This is a genomic window from Arthrobacter rhizosphaerae (assembly GCF_023062595.1).
GTDB classification, from domain to species: domain Bacteria; phylum Actinomycetota; class Actinomycetes; order Actinomycetales; family Micrococcaceae; genus Arthrobacter; species Arthrobacter rhizosphaerae.
The window spans coordinates 138,388-158,646 of sequence record NZ_JALLAN010000014.1 but is presented as its reverse complement, the minus strand read 5'-3'; the positions used below and the strand labels follow the sequence as shown (position 1 = coordinate 158,646).

General features: G+C 61.3%; 15 protein-coding genes. 9 read left to right on the top strand and 6 right to left on the bottom strand.

Annotated features, from left to right (window positions below):
- Positions 1–670 precede the first annotated feature (670 nt).
- From MU551_RS17975 to MU551_RS17965, 3 genes are all read left to right on the top strand, one after another.
- Entirely contained in the window at positions 671–955 is a 285-nt protein-coding gene (locus MU551_RS17975) for an HU family DNA-binding protein (protein ID WP_247046834.1), read from the top strand.
- A gap of 112 nt (positions 956–1,067) precedes the next feature.
- A complete protein-coding gene (locus MU551_RS17970; protein WP_372489887.1) occupies positions 1,068–3,212 on the top strand; it encodes a bifunctional copper resistance protein CopD/cytochrome c oxidase assembly protein in 2,145 nt (714 codons plus the stop codon).
- Positions 3,212–5,203, top strand: coding sequence for an NHL domain-containing thioredoxin family protein (locus MU551_RS17965; protein WP_247046815.1), 1,992 nt, complete (start codon positions 3,212–3,214; stop codon positions 5,201–5,203). The genes MU551_RS17970 and MU551_RS17965 overlap by 1 nt, the downstream gene beginning before the upstream one ends.
- 79 nt (positions 5,204–5,282) lie before the next feature.
- On the opposite strand, the gene MU551_RS17960 is transcribed toward MU551_RS17965, so the two are convergent.
- Together MU551_RS17960 and MU551_RS17955 are read right to left on the bottom strand one after the other, a co-directional pair.
- Positions 5,283–6,275, bottom strand: coding sequence for a hypothetical protein (locus tag MU551_RS17960; protein WP_247046807.1), 993 nt, complete (start codon positions 6,273–6,275; stop codon positions 5,283–5,285).
- A gap of 159 nt (positions 6,276–6,434) precedes the next feature.
- Entirely contained in the window at positions 6,435–8,168 is a 1,734-nt protein-coding gene (locus MU551_RS17955) for a helicase HerA-like domain-containing protein (RefSeq protein ID WP_247046805.1), read from the bottom strand.
- A gap of 259 nt (positions 8,169–8,427) precedes the next feature.
- Here MU551_RS17955 and MU551_RS17950 point away from each other — a divergent pair, with 259 nt between their 5' ends.
- Entirely contained in the window at positions 8,428–8,685 is a 258-nt protein-coding gene (locus MU551_RS17950; RefSeq protein ID WP_247046803.1) for a FaeA/PapI family transcriptional regulator, read from the top strand.
- Between the two features lie 175 nt (positions 8,686–8,860).
- Positions 8,861–9,193, top strand: coding sequence for a histone-like nucleoid-structuring protein Lsr2 (locus MU551_RS17945; RefSeq protein ID WP_247046791.1), 333 nt, complete (start codon positions 8,861–8,863; stop codon positions 9,191–9,193).
- A gap of 388 nt (positions 9,194–9,581) precedes the next feature.
- On the opposite strand, the gene MU551_RS17940 is transcribed toward MU551_RS17945, so the two are convergent.
- Positions 9,582–11,009 carry a sigma-70 family RNA polymerase sigma factor gene (locus MU551_RS17940; protein WP_247046784.1) on the bottom strand — a complete coding sequence of 476 codons (1,428 nt, stop codon included), beginning with the start codon at positions 11,007–11,009 and terminating at the stop codon, positions 9,582–9,584.
- Between the two features lie 597 nt (positions 11,010–11,606).
- Here MU551_RS17940 and MU551_RS17935 point away from each other — a divergent pair.
- The 3 genes from MU551_RS17935 to MU551_RS17925 all read left to right on the top strand — a co-directional run bounded on the left by MU551_RS17935 (position 11,607) and on the right by MU551_RS17925 (position 16,030).
- The gene (locus MU551_RS17935; protein WP_247046740.1) at positions 11,607–13,676 is read left to right on the top strand and encodes a PxKF domain-containing protein; all 2,070 of its coding nucleotides are present in this window, start codon (positions 11,607–11,609) and stop codon (positions 13,674–13,676) included.
- Positions 13,677–13,896: 220 nt separating this feature from the next.
- Positions 13,897–14,898, top strand: coding sequence for an LLM class flavin-dependent oxidoreductase (locus MU551_RS17930; RefSeq protein WP_247046727.1), 1,002 nt, complete (start codon positions 13,897–13,899; stop codon positions 14,896–14,898).
- 31 nt (positions 14,899–14,929) lie between these two features.
- Positions 14,930–16,030: a PP2C family protein-serine/threonine phosphatase gene (locus MU551_RS17925; RefSeq protein ID WP_247046712.1), complete on the top strand. Its 1,101-nt coding sequence runs from the start codon at positions 14,930–14,932 to the stop codon at positions 16,028–16,030.
- A gap of 9 nt (positions 16,031–16,039) precedes the next feature.
- Here the strand turns inward: MU551_RS17925 and MU551_RS17920 are convergent, their stop codons facing one another.
- From MU551_RS17920 to MU551_RS17910, 3 genes are all read right to left on the bottom strand, one after another.
- Positions 16,040–16,966 carry an AEC family transporter gene (locus MU551_RS17920; protein WP_247046710.1) on the bottom strand — a complete coding sequence of 309 codons (927 nt, stop codon included), beginning with the start codon at positions 16,964–16,966 and terminating at the stop codon, positions 16,040–16,042.
- 175 nt (positions 16,967–17,141) lie between these two features.
- Entirely contained in the window at positions 17,142–17,570 is a 429-nt protein-coding gene (gene panD, locus MU551_RS17915; RefSeq protein WP_247046708.1) for an aspartate 1-decarboxylase, read from the bottom strand.
- A gap of 89 nt (positions 17,571–17,659) precedes the next feature.
- A complete protein-coding gene (locus MU551_RS17910; protein ID WP_247046704.1) occupies positions 17,660–18,580 on the bottom strand; it encodes a LysR substrate-binding domain-containing protein in 921 nt (306 codons plus the stop codon).
- 169 nt (positions 18,581–18,749) lie between these two features.
- Between MU551_RS17910 and MU551_RS17905 the strand changes: the two genes are divergently transcribed.
- Positions 18,750–20,210 carry an amino acid permease gene (locus tag MU551_RS17905; RefSeq protein WP_247046699.1) on the top strand — a complete coding sequence of 487 codons (1,461 nt, stop codon included), beginning with the start codon at positions 18,750–18,752 and terminating at the stop codon, positions 20,208–20,210.
- Positions 20,211–20,259 lie beyond the last annotated feature (49 nt).

Genomic DNA, 20,259 nt, shown 5'->3' with positions numbered 1-20,259 from the left:
ACAGCGCCGATGGTACTGCACCCGGGAGGGTGTGGGAGAGTAGGTCACCGCCGGACAACCATTAAGGTCGAGAGCCCCGAACCAGGGAACTGGTCGGGGCTCTCCCCATTTAAAACAACACCCACACCAGGGACCCTCCCCCACAAACCGACCCAAAACAGGGACCCTCCCACACCTCCCGACCCCAAAACAGGGGCCCTCCCTCACCTTCCGACCGTTTACCGGGGACCCTCCCTCACCTCCCGACCCTTAACCCGGGGACCCCTCCACGCCGGAACCTGCGAAACCTGAGGGAGCGTCACGCGAGGAACTTGCGAAACCTGAGGGAGCGTCACGCGAGGAACTTGCGAAACCTGAGGGAGCGTCACGCTGGAACCCGCAGGATGTGAGGGAGCGTCACGCTGGAACCCGCAGGATGTGAGGGAGCGTCACGCTGGAACCCGCAGGATGTGAGGGAGCGTCCGGCCAGGTACCGCGAAACGTGAGGGAGCGTCCGCTGTGGGCGAAATATGCCCTCGAAAGGGGAGATTTCCCGTGTTTTTCCTCAAAAACTCGCGGAAACACGCGGAATTTGCAGCCCTCATCGCGGCAAGCTGGTAAGTTTTCGAACAGTGGCTTGTACGCATGCCGCATGCAGGCTCCAGAATCATGACCGTCCAGGAGGACATAAATGGCTAAGAACCGTAGTGAACTTGTTGCAGAGGTAGCAGGCAAGGCCGGCACCAGCCAGGCAGCCGTCAACTCCGTGCTGGATGCACTGTTCGAGGTTTTCGAGACCTCTGTCGCCTCGGGCGAAAAGATCACCATCCCGGGTTGGCTCGCAGTTGAGCGTACCGACCGCGCTGCCCGCACCGGCCGCAACCCGCAGACCGGCGAGACCATCCAGATCGCCGCAGGCCACAGCGTCAAGCTGACGGCAGGCTCCAAGCTGAAGGCTGCTGTCTCCAAGAAGTAGAGTCTTCTTTCAGGCTTAGAGGGAACGGCAGCCTAACGGCTGCCGTTCCCTTGCTGTTTAAGCCTCGCCGGCTCGATTCGCGGAGTTCACCGGTGTAGCGGAGAATGGATAGGTGCCTTCCGCATCAAAATCCCCCTCCACAGCCCCATCGCTGCCGCCCTCAGTAGGGCAGCGGGGAGCCGCCGGCGTCCTAGGCGTCTCCAGGCCGTGGCTGCTGGGAGGCCTCATCGCTCTATTGCTCGGCCTGACAGCGGCACTGCTCTTCTCTGGTGCCGCAGCCGCGCGTGACGTGTCCGATCCAGGAGCTTTTGTCCGTTGGGGGCTGCCAATCAGCAAGGCCGTCCATAACGTGTCGCTGGCGACTGTAGTCGGAGGGCTCATCTTCGCTGTAGGCATTCTCCCCAGGTCGGTCGGGGGATCCCGCTCCAAGGACAACGAATCGCCAGAGCACCCCGCCTTTACGAGGGCACTGGCTGTGGCCGCAGCGGCAGGTGTGGCGTGGACTCTTTCCGCCATTGCCGTCCTGGTGCTTACGTATTCGGATGTCGCCGGCCAGGCCGTCGCAGGAGATGCCGAATTCACACGTGCCCTGGTGTACTTCATGACGGATATCGAAACGGGCAGGGCCTGGCTGGCCGTCGTCATCATCGCTGCCGTGGTCACCACAGCACTATTTGGCGTGCGATCCCTCACCGGCCTGGCACTGACTCTGGTACTGGCGCTGGTCGGTTTGGTGCCGCCAGCCCTCGTCGGCCACTCTTCCAGTTCGAGCGATCACGAGGGCGCCATCAACTCCCTGGGCCTGCACGTGATGGGAGTGACCGCCTGGGTGGGCGGAATCATCATGCTGGCGGCCCTGTCCGGCATTCTCACCGGCTCCAAACCGGCGGGTAAGACCGACATCACCGAAGCAGTACTCCGCCGGTTCTCAGCGCTTGCCGGCTTCGCCTTTTTCCTGGTCTTCGCGTCGGGCGTAATCAACGCGAGCATCCGCCTCACTAACTGGAACGACCTGTTCGGCTCGGACTATGGCCAGCTGGTCATGGCCAAAGCCACTGCCACCCTGGTGCTGGGCGCCATCGGACTCATGCACCGTCAATGGATCATCCCGCAACTGAGCCGGGCAGGAGCCGCGCTTTCCACCCGGCGGGTTCTTTGGCAGCTGGTCATAGCGGAACTGTTGATCATGGGCGCGACGTCGGGAATCGCCGTCGCGCTGGCACGGTCGGCGCCGCCACAGCCCACGACGTACGCCCCCAACGCATCTCCGGCGTTCATCCTTACCGGCTATGAGCTCCCCCCAGAGCTGACCCCGGAACGCTGGTTCACTGAGTGGCGCATGGACTGGCTGTGGATCACGGTGGCTGTCTTCGGACTTGTGGCCTACATCCTCGGTGTCCGGAAAGTCCTGCGGCGCGGTGACAAATGGTCCTGGTTCCGCACCGTGAACTGGGTCATCGGGCTTCTGGTCCTGACCTACATCACATCCGGCGCACCGTCGGTCTACGGACGCGTGCTGTTCTCTGCGCACATGGTGGACCACATGGCGCTGACCATGGTGGCCCCCATCTTCCTGGTGCTCGGGTCGCCGGTGACTCTTGCCCTGCGGGCGCTTCCTGCCCGCTCAGACGGTTCGCGCGGGATCAGGGAATGGCTGCTGCTGTTTGTGCACTCGCGGTTCTCGAAGCTGGTCACCCACCCGCTCTTCGCCGCTGCCAACTTTGCCGGCTCGATTGTGTTGTTCTACTTCTCGGATGCCTTCAGCTTTGCCATGCGGGAGCATGTGGGCCATGAGCTCATGAACCTGCACTTCGCACTGACGGGCTATATTTTCGTGTTGACCATGATCGGTACGGATCCATTGCCGCTGCGTGCCCCTTACCCCATGCGGCTCCTGCTGCTGCTGGCGACCATGGGCTTCCACGCCTTCTTCGGTGTTTCCATCATGGGGGGCACTGGTTTGCTTGCCGCCGACTACTTCGGCAACCTCGGCCGTTCCTGGGGCCAGCCGGCCCTTTTGGACCAGCAAACAGGAGGAGCCGTGGCGTGGGGAATCGGCGAGGTACCCACGCTGCTGGTGGCAATCGGCGTTGCCGTGATGTGGTCCCGCTCGGATGAGCGGGAAACCCGGCGGACAGATCGGGCGGCGGACAGGAATAACGACGCCGATCTGACTGCTTACAACGATATGTTTGCCAAGCTGGCTGAGCGTGATGCCAAGGTTGCCGAACGAAACCAAAAGCTGGAAGGACGCTGATGAGCGAGACCGTACGCACCCACCTCCGGGTCCGCGCCTCTGAACTCGTGGGCAGGGGTTGGCTCAACACGGGCGGAAAATCCCTGGACCTGGAGTCGCTGCGCGGCAAGATTGTGTTGCTTGATTTTTGGACCTTCTGCTGCATCAACTGCCTCCATGTCCTTGATGAGCTGCGCCCCCTCGAGGAGCAGTACTCCGACGTCCTCGTCACTGTCGGCGTGCACTCGCCGAAGTTCGAGCATGAGGCCGATCCCGTGGCCCTTGCGGCTGCCGTGGAACGTTACGACATCCACCACCCTGTCCTGGACGACCCCGAGCTGGAAACGTGGAAGGCCTATGCTGCCCGCGCCTGGCCCACCCTGGTGGTGGTTGACCCCGAGGGCTACATCGTGGCGCACCTGTCGGGCGAAGGCCATGCTGACGGCCTCTCTGTGCTGATCCCTGAACTCATCGCCGAGCACGAGGAGAAGGGCACGCTGCACCGCGGAAATGGTCCGTACGTGGCTCCGGAGCCGACGTCGGGAACCCTGCGTTTCCCGGGCAAGGCGCTGTACCTGCCAGCCGGGCGTGGAACTGCGGCCGGAGACGCCACCGGGACGCCGTCCGACGTCGGGTCCTGGCTTTTGACCGATACCGGGCACCACCGTCTGGTGGAACTCGATACCGACTTCCAGACCGTGCTGGGTACGTTTGGTTCCGGAATCAAGGGCCACGAAGACGGCCCCGGTGCCGGCCCGGACGCTACGGCCCGCTTTAATGAGCCGCAGGGCCTGGTCCTGCTGCCGGAAGACGTCGCCGCCGAAGCAGGATACGACGTCGTCATCGCAGACTCCGTCAACCACCGCCTGCGCGGACTTTCGCTCACAGCCGGAACGGTTCGCACGATCGTCGGTAACGGTGTCCAGCGTCTCCTCGAAACCGGCCCCGCCCGAGTGGACGAGGACGGGGCAGGCTTCGGCGGATCCTTGGGAGATCACCCGCTGGACGTCTCGCTCAGCTCACCGTGGGATGTGGTGTGGTCCAGCAAACTTGATGCCGTCGTGATCGCCATGGCAGGCGTGCACCAGATCTTCAGTTTCAATCCCCGGTCGGGGGCTGTCTCCATCCTCGCCGGAAACGGGCTTGAAGGACTCCTGGACGGTGATGCGCATGAGGCATGGTTCGCCCAGCCATCAGGCCTGGCTGAAGACGCAGACGGCAACATCTGGGTAGCTGATTCTGAAACCTCAGCCCTGCGCAAACTGGTGATTGACGACTCGGGCTCGCTCACGGTGCATTCCGCCGTCGGAAAGGGCCTGTTCGATTTCGGCTTCCGCGACGGGGAGGCCTCTGCCGCCCGCCTGCAGCATCCCCTCGGCGTGACGGTACTGCCTGACGGTTCCGTCGCCATCGCCGACACCTACAACGGGGCAGTGCGCCGCTATGACCCCGTGGCCGGCACCGTCTCCACCTTGGCCCGCGGACTTTCGGAGCCTTCCGACGTGATCGTGGATCACACCCAGGTTGCGGGAAGTGAGCCCCTGCTGGTGGTGGTCGAAGCCAACAAGCACCAGCTGGTCTACGTCCCAATCCCCAAGGAAGCACAGCAGGTGGACGAGGGCGCCGTGCAGACCCACCGGCCCAAGAGTCCTGTAGCACCGGGGCCAATGGAGCTCACAGTCCGCTTTACCGCTCCCACCGGGCAAAAGCTGGATGACCGCTGGGGCGACCCCACGCAGCTGAAGATCTCCTCCACACCCCCTGAGCTCCTGGTATCCGGGGCCGGAACCTCCGTGGGCCTGCTCCGCACGCTGGAGCTTGCCTCCGACATCCCGGAGGGTATTCTGCACATCACGGCGCGCGCTGCGGCCTGTGACGGAGCTGAGACGGCCGACGGCGAGATCCCGGACCACGCTGCCTGCCACCTGTATCAGCAGGACTGGGGCATCCCGGTTCTCCTGCAGGCCGACGGCGACACGGAACTTGTGCTGGATCTGCGCGGTATGGACTAGAGACTGGACGGGGCGGCGCCGCCGGTGGCTGCAGTACGCCGCCGTCGGCCGGTATCCGCCGGTATCCGGCGGGCTGCGGTCAATAGGTCAGGATGGGCGTAACGGTGATGGTGTCGGCGCCTATGTCCAGGCGGGTTGTGAAGCTGAAGTCCTGAACGACGTTCAACTCCGAGACACGGCCAGTGAACAGATCTTCCTGCTGCGCTGTGACCCTGGCCTTGCCATCAAGAGGTGAGACCACCCAACGCCCTCCGAAGGGCTCGATGGATACCTTCGGATACTCGGTTATCTCCCACTTGATGGTGCCGGGTGTCACCCTGTTGTTGGTGGCGTGATAGAACGGGCAGTCCGGCTGGAGGCGTTGCTGCTCCACGGCCCCGGCGGCACACGTATCCAGGAACTCCTTGACCTTGCCGCTCACTGCTTCCTTCAGGCTGTCGGTGGCCTGGGTCAACAGGTTCAAGGGCGCGGGAGGGACTTCCCTGCCGGATACCGTGGCCTTCGTTGGCGGTGCCGAAAAATACTCGTCGTTGAGGCTGGCTTCATACTCGCCGGGGTAGAAGACCGCGAAGGAGTTACGGCCGTTCGGCATATTCACTGGCACACCGTTGAGTGTTGCCTGGCTCGAATTCACAACCGTTGCATCCAGAACGGGAAGAGGCGCCGGAACAAAGGCCCAAGTATCGAAGAAAAGCCACTCGGTTCCGGTTTTTTCCAGCAGGAAGTCGGTATGAAGTCTGCTGCCGTCGATGGTGTAGTCCATGGGGACTTTCACATGACCATCAGGCTGGACCTCTTCTTTGCCCACCTTGACGTTGGTAATTCTTGCTGCTGCGGTCTGCAACGCTGAACCGTCCAACATCGCGGCGCTGCTCGTGGGTACGGATGCCCTCAACAGCCCAAGGGCCCTTCCGCCGTCGCCCTCGTGCAACGCGTCCAGATACTCCCTGACCGGCTGCTGTGGACTGGCGACGGAGTCATTCACAAGGTTGACCGCCACAACGGCAGCGGCGACGGCAAGCATCAGACCCAACAGCCATCCGGCCGCGATCTTCACCAACGCTTGACTCATCTGCACTTACCTTACGTTACCTGTTAGGCGCGGATTTCCCGGTGAAGAGTGTCATGGGTATGACGAAAGGTCCGTGCAACGGCGTCCTGTTGACGCCCTTTGTGACGGGTAACCAGGGCGACGCCGCTGAATCAGCGCCGTCGAATCGGCGGCAGCAAATCAACGGCGACGCCTGGACGAGGTGCCGAAAACGCTGCGCAAGAGTTCCCGCCCCAACTGGGTCCCGACAGATCGGGCCATGCTCTTCAGTCCGCCTCCCAAAGCATCCCCAAGAATTCCGGGGAGCCCGTCATTTGTCCCGCCGGCGCGGGGCCCCGGGACGGGGGCCGTCCGTCGCTGCGGCGTGGGAAGCTCACGGTCAGTCGGAAGCGGCCGCCTGCTGGGGCGGCCCAGGATCTCCTCCTCGATTCGGCGGGCTTCGGCGTCGGTGTCGGAAGTTTCGCGGCCAGACGTTTCGACGTCCACCCTTTCCCTGAGGACGCCGTCGGGTTCGAAAGGAGTTGGCGGCAGGCCGGGCGCTGCCGGCCCGGTGGGGGCAGCAGATTTGCCGGCTATTTTTTCGTAGGCCGAGACGTTGTCAACGGTCGTTCCGTATTTTGCGAGCAGGGATGAGCCTGCCACGGTACTGGTCAGAAGCTCCGTCGGGCTGGGACCCATCACGGATTCAGGGGCCCGAAGCCGCGTAAGCGCGACAGGAGTCGGGGCTCCCTTCTCATTCATCACAGTTACCACGGCCTCGCCTATCCCGGCCGATGTCAGGATTTCCTCCAGGTCGTAGTCGCTCAGGGGGAACGTGGAGACTGTGGCCTTGAGCGCCTTGGCATCCTCCGGGGTATAGGCACGCAAGGCATGTTGAATCCGGTTGGCGAGTTGCCCCAGAACATCGGCCGGGAGGTCCTTCGGAGTCTGGGTCACAAAGAAGATCCCGACTCCTTTGGACCGGATCAGCCGAACGGTAGTGGTGATGGCCTGCAGAAAAGACTTGGACGCGTCGTTGAAAAGCAAATGCGCCTCGTCGAGAAAAAAGACAAGCTTGGGCCGGTCCAGATCGCCGGCTTCCGGCAGCTCTTCAAAAAGGTCAGCCAGAAGCCACATGAGGAACGTTGAAAAAAGCATGGGCTTGGCTTGCAGTGTGGGAAGTTCGAGGCACGAGATGACGCCACGGCCATCTGGCGCCGTGCGGAGAAGCTCGGCCGAGTCGAATTCCGGTTCGCCGAAGAACCTCTCCAAGCCTTGCGCCTCCAACGACACGAGCTCCCGGAGGATGACGCCCGCGGTGGCTTTGGATAGGCCGCCGAGCCCCGCCAGCTCATCCTTGCCTTCCGGTGAGGTGAGGAACTGGATGACAGCGCGAAGATCCTTCAGATCGATCAGTTCCAGATTGTTCTTGTCAGCAAAATGGAAAACCAATTGCAGGCTCGATTCCTGCGTATCGTTCAGCTCCATAACCCGGGACAGCAGAATGGGGCCAAAAGAGGTGACAGTGGCCCGGACAGGGATGCCGATCCCGTCGCCGCCCAGGGCCAGGAATTCAACCGGGAAAGTCTTGCCCGACCATGGCTGGCCGATCCCGTCCGTCCGGAGGCGCAGTTTTTCACTTGCGACGGCGGCGGTGGCCAGTCCTGACAGGTCGCCTTTGAGATCCGCAAGAAATACCGGCACTCCTGCGGTGGACAGCTGCTCAGCCATCATGTGCAAAGTGACAGTCTTGCCGGTGCCTGTTGCGCCTGCAACGAGGCCATGCCGGTTCATCATGCTTAGGGGCAGTCTGACGGGGGCGTCCTTGTGCAACCCGCCGTCGACTATTGCCGCCCCAAGCTCAATGACCGGCCCAGCCAGATCGTAGCCCTGCTGGATGGTCAGCACTTTCTCCGCAGTTGATTTCTCAGCCATGCGGCTTAGCTTAGCCGGGGGTTATGGAGAGGGTTACGTCATATCGACGGTGAATTTTTTCCAGTGCAGCCTCTGCGGGTAACGTCTCCATGGCGCACGGTTCATGATGGCTGGCTGCCCGGCACTGACGATGAAGTCGGTGAACACCCCGGGTATGGCCCTGACCCTGTAATCGAACGTTCCCCGACGATCGACCAAGCAATGGTCGACTCTCTCAGATGGGCCGTGGGCGCCGTGGAACATTCTCAAAGGCGAGGAAATGAAGACAATGTCACAGCAGTTGTTTACCCGTTCATCCGTGTCCGACTCGCGTCGATTGAAAACGGACATCATCGAGTTTCTTAGCCGGCATGGGGCCTCGCGGGTCTCGTCCCTCACCGAAGAACTAGGGGCCAGCCGGGCACAGGTCCAATATCAGTTGTCGCTGCTCGAGGCGGAAGCATTGATCCTGTCGGACAGGCCGAGTGAACAGCGGCAACGTTTCACTCCTTTCTACCGCCTTGCCCAACGGAACTAGTAAACGCCACTTTGCGCCGATACCTCGGGCTGGCCAGGTTTGATATATCCATTCCCGGCAGAGATACAGCCAACGTTCAGAAATGGAGCAATAATGGTTAGGGATTGCGTGAATTAATTCGCTCCGGTGTGCAAAAGCCCGAATTTCGGCTAATGAGAGATGATACCGTTTTCTCATGGCAAAAAAGATGGTAATTCACCTTGAAGATGACCTTGATGGTTCCGAAGCAAATGAAACATTGAACTTCGCAATCGACGGTGTCGGGTATGAAATTGATCTGAATGACAGGAACGCCGCCGAACTCCGTCTTGTCCTGGATCGCTACATCTCTGTTGCGCGACGTTCGTCGGTGCCAAGCCGCGGCAGAGGACGTCCTCGCGCCACCGCCCACGTCTCTTCTCCGACTTCCGGCGAAGTTCGCGAATGGGCCAAGGCGCAAGGGCTGTCAGTCAATGAGCGCGGCCGGGTCCAGGCTGCCGTCATGGCTGACTACGTGGCAGCACACTAAGGGCGTTCCGTACCTTGCGCCTTCCCTCTTGTGGCCCCCAACAACACAGGAGGGAAGGCGGCTATTGCGGTCAGCAAGCCAAGGAATTCAAAGTGCACCCGTTTATATACGAGCCTTTGCCTGAATCGTGACGGCATAAATCCGAGATTCTTTAAAATAGTTTTGTGGCAGCTTCCATGTTGCTGCTGCGGCGACTAAGTGAATCATCGTGGACCCCGGATATTGGCGGCAAGTTCTCTCTGTGAGGATCACCACAAAAGTATTTGCCAAATTCGCGTCACGATTGTGCCGCCCGCCGGTTGAGTATTTTTAACTCGTGTTTATTCCGCGGCTCTCTTGCCCGCTAAAAGCAAAAGCAAGTCAGGCCGAGTTTCCGTATGTTGCCCGGTCAGGCGCCCAAGCAGACGGAGAGGACAAGAATCACTGTGCAGTTTTCTTCGGGAGCAGTAGGGCTTGGCGCAACTGTCGGAACCGGTGTCACTGCCGGACCTGGTGCGGGCACTAAGGTGACTAACGGGTTGGGGGAGGACGGCAGGAGGCCGGTCAGGGGATCGGTTACTCCAGGGGGAAGGACTCCCGGGGGCAAAATACCGGCCAAAGGATCCGTCACCGCTGGGGGGAGGACTCCTTGAAGCAGCAGCGGCACTGAAACACCGGACGGCTGAGGAGAAGGACCAGTCGCAGCCAAGGCCTCGCTGTCCGTCCCGGGCTGTCCCAGGTCAGGGTTCTCAGGCACAGCGGTATCGGGCACAGCTGTGGGATCAGCCCCGCTACTTGGCGCTAGAACATTCGAGCCGGGCATTGGATTTGATCCTGCCGGTTGCCCCTTTGGATTCCCTGGCGAGACCGATATTTGCGCATTCGCATCCGCGGACACACCGGGCGGTGGTGTCAGCAGCGTAGGGGCCACGACCGCCGTCGCGATGCCGCCGACGACAGCTATGCCCGCTGCCGCCATCGACAGCTGGGTAAGGGCCGCTTGCCCCGCCAACCAGGAGCCGGGATCAGCGGGCAAAGAGCCGAGCTGCCCGGCACCCTTGAGCCCCAACATGGGGATCAGCGGGCCCACGAACCAAGGGCCCACTGCCCGGCGCATGGTGGAACTCACGTCTTCCAGATCGCCCAGCGCACTCTTGCACTTGAGACAGCGGTCAGTGTGGATCCTGAGTTTCCTGGCCTCTCGTCCCGAGAGGTCTTCCACCACGGACTTTGCGAGCAACGGCAGCGTTGGTTGGCACGCTTCATCTAGAGATTCTGCCACGTAGGCCTGCAGATACGCCTGCCGCAGGCCCCTGCGTGCCCGAGCGGCGACAGCGGACACCGCATTGGGCTCCAGCCCCAACAACGGGCCCACCCTGCGGGGAGGATCGCCCTCAACATCGAGATGCCACAGTACCGTTTGCCAGCGAACGGGCAGTGCAGCGAACGCGGACGCCGCCAGGGACCGGTCAGCTTCATCCAGGACCCTGGCATATCCTGGATCCTCTTCAGGAGATGCCTCAACGGCCCCGTCAAGGCTGTGCCTTGCCTGAGCACCCCAATGGTCGGCCGCGCAGGAGCGGACAGCCCTGAACATGTAGGGCCGGAATGGCCCCCGGGGTCCAAGACCGCGGCGAATGGCTGCGACAACCTTCAAAAAGGACTCCGACGCGATGTCCTCTGCGTCGAAGTCGTTTGCCATCAGCCGCTTGGCGAATAGTAGATTCGCATCCCAGTGACGCCGGTAAAGCTCTTCGACAGCCGCGGGGTCGTCCCCATCTGCAACGGCCGCGACTAAATCTTCATCGGCGATCAGGGCGACATTGGAGACAGTCATGTTGTCTGTCTCTGCGGGGGCACCATCTGCGGGTGCGCGACGGCGGCCCTGGCCTCGGCATCATGGCCCCAAAATCTTGATATCCGCTCCAGCGTCACGATCGCTCGTCTTCCACCCCATGGACGTGCCCTGGATTTCAGGGCTTCTTCATGCGCGCACCATTGCATTCGTTGGGGCCCGCAGAACGTCCACTCAGTTTACGGACTTCGAGCCCGATCGTGACGGACAAACGGAAAAAATGTTTGCGCTATCAATCGGTCTACTTACTGGCTCGCTCACAGCATGCCTCCGCCGCCCCTGCAGACAGGGCAGGCCGCCCTCCGGCGGCGTCTTTACAGGCAACTTCATTCTGGGAAAGAGAACGGCTCGGCAGGAATGAAGATGCAGTCACACAGCTATCGGAGGTTCTCAAGATCGTGAACTGAGTACTCACGGCCAAAACCAAGTAGTGGCGGCTCGAAAAACAACCAAAAAACAGGTACTCATCACCCAAAAACGGGTGATGTTGTCCAGTGTTTAAGCTGATTCCCGCCCGTACGATCGACATTACATTGCGCTCAATGGGGGCGGCGGTGTTCGCTATGGAGGCGCTGAAAAATGAAGAATTATGGGGAGACTGTGGGCAGGCCGTCAGTGCCTGCCACGAGCAGGGGAGCTGGTCCGCTCCCGAAGCATCCTGTAGGCCTGCTGGCCAGGAAGATTTTTGCCGTCGTTGCGGCCGCTGGCCTGCTGATCGCCAGCGCGGGCGTTGCCCAGGCGGACATCATCTACAACAACTTGGATCCCAGCATTGACGCAATGGCGGAGATCATGCCCCTGAATGTGGGCGGGGCAGACGGGACGACGACCCTGAGCCTCTTTGAGACCAAGGACGTGAAGAATGGCTGTAATCTTACGGGCCATACCGTCCTGACCCTGGAGCTGTCGTCCAGCGACACAAGTGTTGCCACCGTCAGTCCCGCTTCTGTCACTTTTGGGACCTGTGAAGATACGAAGACGTTGACCCTCACTCCACGTTCTGTCGGCAGCGCCACGATTTCCGCTAGACAACTCACGAACACGACAGGAGGCACTTTCGATCTCGCCCCGGCAACCTTCGAGGTGAACGTCGCCCCGCCCGCCAATACGGCTCCTGTCTTGACCATTGAAGGCGTGGCATCGGGCGGTACCTATGACAAGGGCTCCGTTCCGTCGGCCGTCTGCAAAGTCACGGACGCCGAAGATGGCCCCTCATCCGTCGCTGCACTTCTGAGCCCCATCACGGGCCCGGACGCGGCCTTCGGCGTCGGTTCGCAGACGGCAAGCTGCAGCCACCAAGACAGCGGGAAGCTGACTACCAGCGGCTCGGTAACTTACAGCATCACTGATTCCAGTGCACCCGGTGTCAGCTACACGCTCAGCCCGGCTGCGCCTGATGGACTCAACGGTTGGTACAGAAACAGCGTTTTCCTGGACTGGACCGTGACAGAGTCGGACTCGCCCAGCACACTGACAGCGAGCGGCTGTGGGGACCGGACAATTTCGGCAGATCAGAGCGCCATGACTTATACCTGTTCGGCGTCAAGCTCCGGCGGCATCTCCAACGTTGAGACGGTAGCTGTCAAGCTGGACCAGACGGCTCCTGAGGTCACCTACACCAGCGCGGCCGGAACTGTCGGGAACGGCGGCTGGTACACCAGCCCTGTAACGGCCACGTTCACCGGCGTCGACGAATTGTCCGGCCCGGAGTCCGCTACCCAGACGGCTGTTTCAAGCGGCGAGGGCGCTGATGTTCCTGTGACGAGCCCGGCCTTCCAGGATCTCGCTGGTAACACCACGCCAGCGGGTGCAGCGGGCACCGCCTTCGACATCGACTACACCGCACCGTCCGTGACATACACCGTGGCCGATCGGGCTCCTGATGCCAACGGCTGGTACAACAGCCCCGTCACGGCAACATTTACCGGAGTAGATCTGATTTCGGGCCCGGCATCCCAGAGCCAGCAGGTCACGTCAAACACTGAAGGGTCCGCGGTGGAGCTGCAGAGCCCGGCCTTCGAAGACGTCGCCGGCAACGTGAGGCCTGCCGGCGAGGCCAAGGCCACGTTCCAGATCGACACTACCGCCCCTGTTGCCGCATTCGCTGGGGATCCCATCGGGGCGGTCTATTTTGGCTCCGTTCCGGTTGCGCCAAGCTGTACGTCCAGTGATTCCCTTTCCGGTCCAGACGGCTGCGAGGTCGCGGGCTACTCCAGCTCTGTGGGCTCTCATACTCTGACGGCGACGGCGAAGGACAAGGCCGGCAACATCTCAACAGTGGAGCAGACGTACGAAGTTCTGCCCTGGACCGCCAAGGGGTTCTACCAGCCGGTGGATATGTCGAACGTGACTAACGTCGTCAAGGCTGGAAGCACAGTACCTGCCAAGTTCGAACTGTTCATCGGCAACCGGGAGATCACGGATACGAGCGTCGTGACCATGAGCGCCGGGAAGACCACGTGCATTGCATCCAGTGCCTTCGACGAGATTGAGATCACGGCTTCAGGCAATACGACGTTGCGCTACGATGCGACAGCCGGCCAGTACGTCTACAACTGGAAAACCCCGTCCACGCCGGGAGCCTGCTACAAGCTGAACATGACAGCCCTCGACGGCAGCGTTATCACCGCATTGTTCAAACTGAAGTAAAAGCTCAGGTCAGGATGCTATAGCAGCGGCATCCGGGAAGAGGGCCGGTCCCCATCAGACCGGCCCTCTTGCTGCGTTTTCGCCGTCCTGTGGTCCACGTCGCGTTAGGTGCAGAAATAAGGGGACTGCCGCCGTCGTTGTCCAAAGAGTGGGTCCGCCCGCAATCGCCGGCGCCGTGAAGCGGCCGGGACTAAACCGCTGCAACGAAAGGCCACTACCTGTGACTATCCCGTTTTCCATCCTTGACCTGGCCACAATCGGAAAAGGCCAGACGGCGGCGGAAAGTTTTGCAGGCAGTGTAGCCATGGCGCAATTGGCGGAGGATCTGGGGTACCGGCGGGTCTGGTATGCCGAGCATCACAACATGTCTGCCATCGCCTCCTCCGCCACCAGCGTGTTAATTGCACACATTGCCGCTCATACAAAGAGCATCCGGCTGGGCGCCGGCGGAGTCATGCTGCCCAACCACTCGCCCCTCACCATCGCCGAACAGTTCGGCACCTTGGAAACGCTTCACCCAGGCCGGATCGACCTGGGGCTCGGCCGCGCGCCCGGCAGCGACCAGAACACCATGCGTGCACTCCGAAGGGACCCGCTGGCAGCGGACAGCTTCCCCCAGGACGTTTTGGAATTGCAGGGCTACCTGACGGGTCCCACCCGTATCCAGGGAGTAGAAGCCACTCCCGGCAAGGGCACCGACGTGCCGCTCTACATCCTGGGATCATCGCTATTCGGGGCCAGGCTCGCTGCTCAACTCGGCCTTCCCTACGCGTTCGCCTCACATTTTGCCCCGAATGCCCTGCAGGACGCCGTCGCCCTCTATCGACGCGAATTCAAACCGTCCGCGCAACTTGAGGTGCCCCACGTTATTGCAGGCGTCAACGTGGTCGCAGCGGATACCACGGCGGAGGCGCAGGAGATGTTCCAGGCCACGAAGCGTGCCCGGGTGGGGCTGTTTTTCGGCAACGGCCGCATTTTCACGGACGACGAAGCGGACATGATCCTGGACTCCCCGCAAGGACAGCACGTGTTGACCATGATGAAGTACTCAGCCGTTGGCACCTCTGAGGCGGTGCTGGAGTACCTTGACGGGTTTGCTTCCCATGCCGATGCCGACGAACTGATCATCGCCCATCAAAGCACCGGGACCCAGGGCAGGCTCAGGTCTGTGGAGCTCGTGGCTGAGGCGGCAGGTCTTGTAAATAATGTGACTGCAAGGTGACAAGCCAGCATTCACAGAGTGTAATAAGGGAATGACTAACCAGCCGGACAAACGCCGTGCATTGGTTATTGAGGACGACGAAGATATCCGGGGGCTGCTGGTCCATATCCTGACCAAGCAGGGCTTCGAAGTTTCCACAGCTGCGAGCGGAGAGGCCGGCCTGGAAATCATGCGCCGCAATGGCGCCGAGCTCGTCACCCTCGACCTCAACTTGCCCGATATCGACGGCGTGGAAGTGTGCCAGCAGCTCCGCACCTTTTCCGATGCCTACATACTCATGATCACCGCCCGCGGCGAAGAGTTGGACCGCCTCACGGGTCTTGAAACCGGGGCGGACGATTACTTGTCCAAGCCCTTCAGCCCGCGCGAACTCGTGGCCCGGATCGACGCCCTTTTCCGCCGGCCGCGGATCAGCGCCGTCCAGCAAGCCGCAACCGACGACGAACTCCGGCGTGCTGTAGAGGTTCAACGCAGTCTCCTGCCAAAGGAAGAACTGCGCATGGATGGATTCGACATCGCCGGAGCCTTCAGGCCGTCGCGTGAGGTCGGAGGCGACTTTTTCGACTGGTACCGATTCGACGGCAGCCTGCAGATGACGTTGGCCGATGCGATGGGCAAGGGAATGGGTGCTGCGCTCATCGCCGCCACCGTCAGGGCAGTACTGCGCTCCGTGGCGCACAAGACACCCATCAGCGGAGCCCTCAAGTCTGCCGGGGAGGTTCTGGAAGGGGATCTGGAGCAGTCCGGATCATTTGTCACCATCTTCCACGCCAGGCTTGACGCCGCCACCCGCATTCTCGAATACGTTGATGCCGGACACGGTCTGGCCCTGCACATCAAGGCAGATGGCACTTGTACGCGGTTGAAGACCGGGGGCCCACCCGTGGGGGCGTGGCCCGGCCAGGAATGGGACGCCTTCCAGGTCCGATTGGAGCCAGGGGACATCGTTGCTGCTGTCAGTGACGCGCTGCTGGACATTTATCCCGACGTCACTGTGCTGGCTGCTGTGGCCACCGGTGCCGTCCTGGGTTGTACAAGCGCGCAGGCTGCCTGTGACGCGATTCTGTCACTCACCGACGGGCGGGATGTCACCGACGACGCCACAGTGGTTGTTCTCCGGTGCGCCGCCTAGCTGCCCCAATCATTTGAGCAGAAACGCCACCGCGATCAGGACCGGGACCGCGACTACGGTCGTGATGAGCACCGTGTCCTTAGCAACCGTGATGCCCGTCCTGTAACGGCTTGCAGCCACAAAGACGTTCTGTGCCGTCGGCAGGGCAGAGGTGACCACGGCCGCAAAAAGTGCATGGTCTTCCAGCCCTAAGGCGAATCGTGCGAACAAGTAGGCCAGGAGCGGATGGACGAAGAGTTTGAACCCGCTGGCCAGCAACGTGTCCAGACGCCGTGCGGCCGAGGCCTGCAGGGGGCGTGAACCGTTCAGGCTCATCCCGAACGCTATGAGCATCGCGGGGATGGCGGCACCGCCGATCAGGTGGATGGGTTGCATCACCAGCGCGGGAACCTCCCAGCCGGTGCCTGCCACCAGCAGGCCAAGCCCGGAACCGACGATCATGGGGTTCCTGACAATCAGCAGCAGAAAGCCCAGTGGAGTTGTCCGATGTGAACTGGTGGTGGCATCGAGGGCCATCAGCAGAACAGGGGTAAAGAAAGCCAGCTGGAAGATCAGCAAAGGAGCCACGTAGTTGGCGTCGCCGAGGACAAACACCGCGATGGGGATGCCCAGGTTCGCGGAGTTGGCCAGCGAGGCGCTCATTGTGGAAACCAACGCTTCGGGCATTTCTCTTTTGAGGAGCAGCCGGGAAATCAGCAGGTAAAGGGTGGCTGTTGCCACGGCGCCAACAGCGGCGACCAGCAGGGGAGCGGCGAAGACGTCCTGTAGTTTCGCCTTGCTCAGAGTCTCAAACAGCAGGGCCGGACTGGCCACGAAAAACGTCAGTCCACTCAGGACGGAGCGGGCATTGTCACCCAGAAGTTTCCGCCTGCCGACGAACATTCCCACCAGGATGATGGACCACACCACAAAGAAGCCTGCGAGAACATCTACCATCGTGACATCCCAAGAGGGTCAAGGGTGCAATGGTGAGCTGTCACGGGTACAGCTAATCAGATTTATTAGGCCGAAGTTGCCGGGGGCGACCCATATCTCGGAATGCGGACCGCAACGGGGCGAACGAGGGACCGGTTCAGCATGTCCCAAGGTTGCGAAGGTGAAGGAGGCCCAGTCAGCTCAGAGCGGCATTGTTCAAGGCGTAAGGCGGGCGCATGAGACCGGGAGTGATGCCCTCGGCGGGATCGTTGCCCAGTTGGACGATCTTGTTGTCCTTGTCCACATGGACGACTTTGGGATCGTACGCCTTGGCCTCTTCGGTGGTCATCTCGGCGTAGGTGATCAGGATGACGATGTCATTTTCCTGCACCAGGTGAGCGGCAGGACCGTTGATGCCTATCACGCCGGACCCGCGCTCGCCGGCAATCGTGTAGGTCTCCAGGCGCGCGCCGTTGGTGACATCGACGATGGCCACCAGCTCGCCGGGGAGGATGTCGGCAGCATCCAACAAGTCGAGGTCAACGGTGACCGAACCGACGTAGTGCAGATCGGCATGCGTCACAGTGGCCCGGTGGATTTTAGACTTGAACATTGTGCGATTCATAACCCGCCCAGTGTAGCGTCACCCGTGCCGTAGCCGCAGTGATTCACGTAACCTCAAGGCCCGGGCTCATCCCGCTGGACGCTTCAGGCTTATCCGTTTTGGGCTACCGTGGGGGCGATCGACTCAGCCGTCAAGGCAAGGTTTTCACGGGCCGCAAGAATGGCCGGGCGCTTCACGCTGGAGCGGCGGACTGACGTGAACACGGTCCTGTGCGGATCCCCCGGCAGGGACAGGAGTTGCGCCGTCGTCGTCTTCCCCGTCCAGACGAGGTCAGGCATAAACGCGACGGCGTTCCCTGACTCGATCAGGCGGATCTGGGCCTGGAGGTCGGCGGTTTCGAAGCGCACGTCCGGTTCAAATCCTGCGGTCCTGCAGGCCTGTTCTGCCCAGTGACGGGAAGCTGCCCCCCGCGGCTCCATGACCCAGGCCAGATCGGCCGCATCAGCAATGGAAGTGATCGCCGGGCGGTTCGCAGAAGGGGGCGGAACGGCGAGCCTGATGGCGTCGCTGGTTAATTTGATGCGGTCAAGTTCGGGGTAGCGAGGGGCTGCGTGGCCGGGATATTGCTCGGCAATCACCAAATCAAAGTCCCTGGCCCAGGTCTCGTGCAAGGCGGTTTCAGGCTCCCGTTGCGTCATCTCGATCCGCACTTCAGGATAGGTGGCTGCCATCCTGGTGAGCGTGTCCGGCATGAGAGCCAGCGCTGCGGATTGGAAGACGGCGATCCTGACGGTTCCGGTCACCGTTGTGAGGGAAGCGGCGAGGTCGGCCTCTGCCTGCTCCAACGTCTCCAGGAGTTGGGCTGTGTGGGCCACGAGGACCTCGGCTTGCGGGGTCAGCTGAACTCTTCGCCCGGTCTTCCGGAGCAATTCGACTCCGGCCTCCTTCTCGAGCAGAGCGAGCTGCTGCGAGACTGACGAGGGACTGTACTGTAGGGCCTCCGCCACCTCGGCCAGAGTGCCCCTGATTTGCAGTTCCCGAAGCAACCTCAGGCGCCTTACATCGAGCATCGGTTCTTCTCCCGCATTCCCGTTAACCCCTTATGGTTACAGATTCTAATGATTAATGTTTAGCAAAAGTCACTTTATCTAATGGGATGACACTTGCATACTGTTCAGGATGCAGTAACCCCCATCACAGGGCGGAGCGATGGGTCCACACAACAAGCAGGAGTCCCTGATGAGTACTAAAGATATGACCCAGTCGATCATGAGGCGAAAGCCTCTCGACGATATCGAAGAAGAGAACAAACACAGTGGGCTATTCAAGTCACTAGGACTGTGGCAACTGACGGCCATCGGCGTCGGCGGGATTATCGGCGTCGGGATTTTCTCCCTCGCCGGACTGGTGGCGGCAGGCACTGAAGAAGCGCCCGGCGTTGGTCCGGCAGTGCTGATTTCATTCCTGATCGCAGGACTCGCCTCGGCGGCCGCAGCGCTTTCTTACGCAGAGTTCGCCGGAATGATCCCTCGTGCCGGTTCGGCTTACACCTACGGGTACGTTGCGCTGGGTGAGGTGATCGGCTGGTTCATCGGCTGGGACCTGCTCCTCGAGTACATTGCGATTGTGGCCGTTGTGGCCATTGGTATTTCGGGTTACCTGGAAGCCTTCCTTTCCGGGATTGGAATTCATCTGCCCATCTGGATGACGTCCACAGCGGATGAAGGCAAGGGTGGCATCATCAACATTCCGGCCATCCTGGTCTGCCTCCTGGTGACCTGGATCCTGAGCAGGGGCACCAAGGCCTTTGGCCGCTTCGAGCTTGTGGCGGTGGCAATCAAGGTTGTCCTTATTCTGTTCATCATTGGACTGGGTATCTTCTACATCGACACCAACAACTACAACCCATTTATGCCCAGCGGCTTCGGCCCCGTGCTGGCCGGTTCTGCGACGGTCTTCTTTGCTGTCTTCGGTTATGACGCCATGAGTACGGCCGCCGAGGAAGCCAAGGATGGCAAGAAGCACATGCCCAAGGCCATCGTCCTGTCCTTGATCATCGCCATGCTCCTGTATGTTGCGGCCACTCTGGTCCTCACGGGTATGCAGAACTACAAGGACATCGATCCGGCTGCAGGCTTTGCTTCCGCCTTCACCAGCGTCGGCCTGCCTGTGATTGCCACCATCATCTCGGTATTCGCGGTCCTGTCCATCCTGACGGTGATGCTGACATTCCTCCTTGGCGTAACTCGCGTCTGGTTCTCCATGAGCCGCGACGGCCTCCTGCCCGGTTGGTTCGCTGGAACGGACAAGCATGGAACGCCACAACGCGTGACCTGGATCGCGGGTATTTCCTCCGCTTTGCTGGCCGGCGTGTTCCCGATAAAGGCCGTTGCCGACCTGACCAACATCGGTATCCTCGCCGCCTTCGTGGTTGTTTGCCTTGCCGTGATCGTGTTCCGATACAAGAAGCCGGATGCACCCAGGACGTTCCGCCTGCCGCTCATGCCGTTCATCCCTGCCTTCGGTGTGCTTGCCTCCACCCTGCTCATCTGGCAGCTGCCGGCGGACACCAAATGGCGGTTCCTCGTCTGGCTCATCATCGGCCTGGCCATCTACTTCTTCTACGGCCGTAAGCACTCGCTGATGAACCCCAACAGCCCCCGCCATAATGAGCCGGTCGAGGAGTCGAGCCGCGTCTAGGCGAATCAGCAGCACGACGCTCCCTCACTTCTCGCAGCAAATCCTGGAA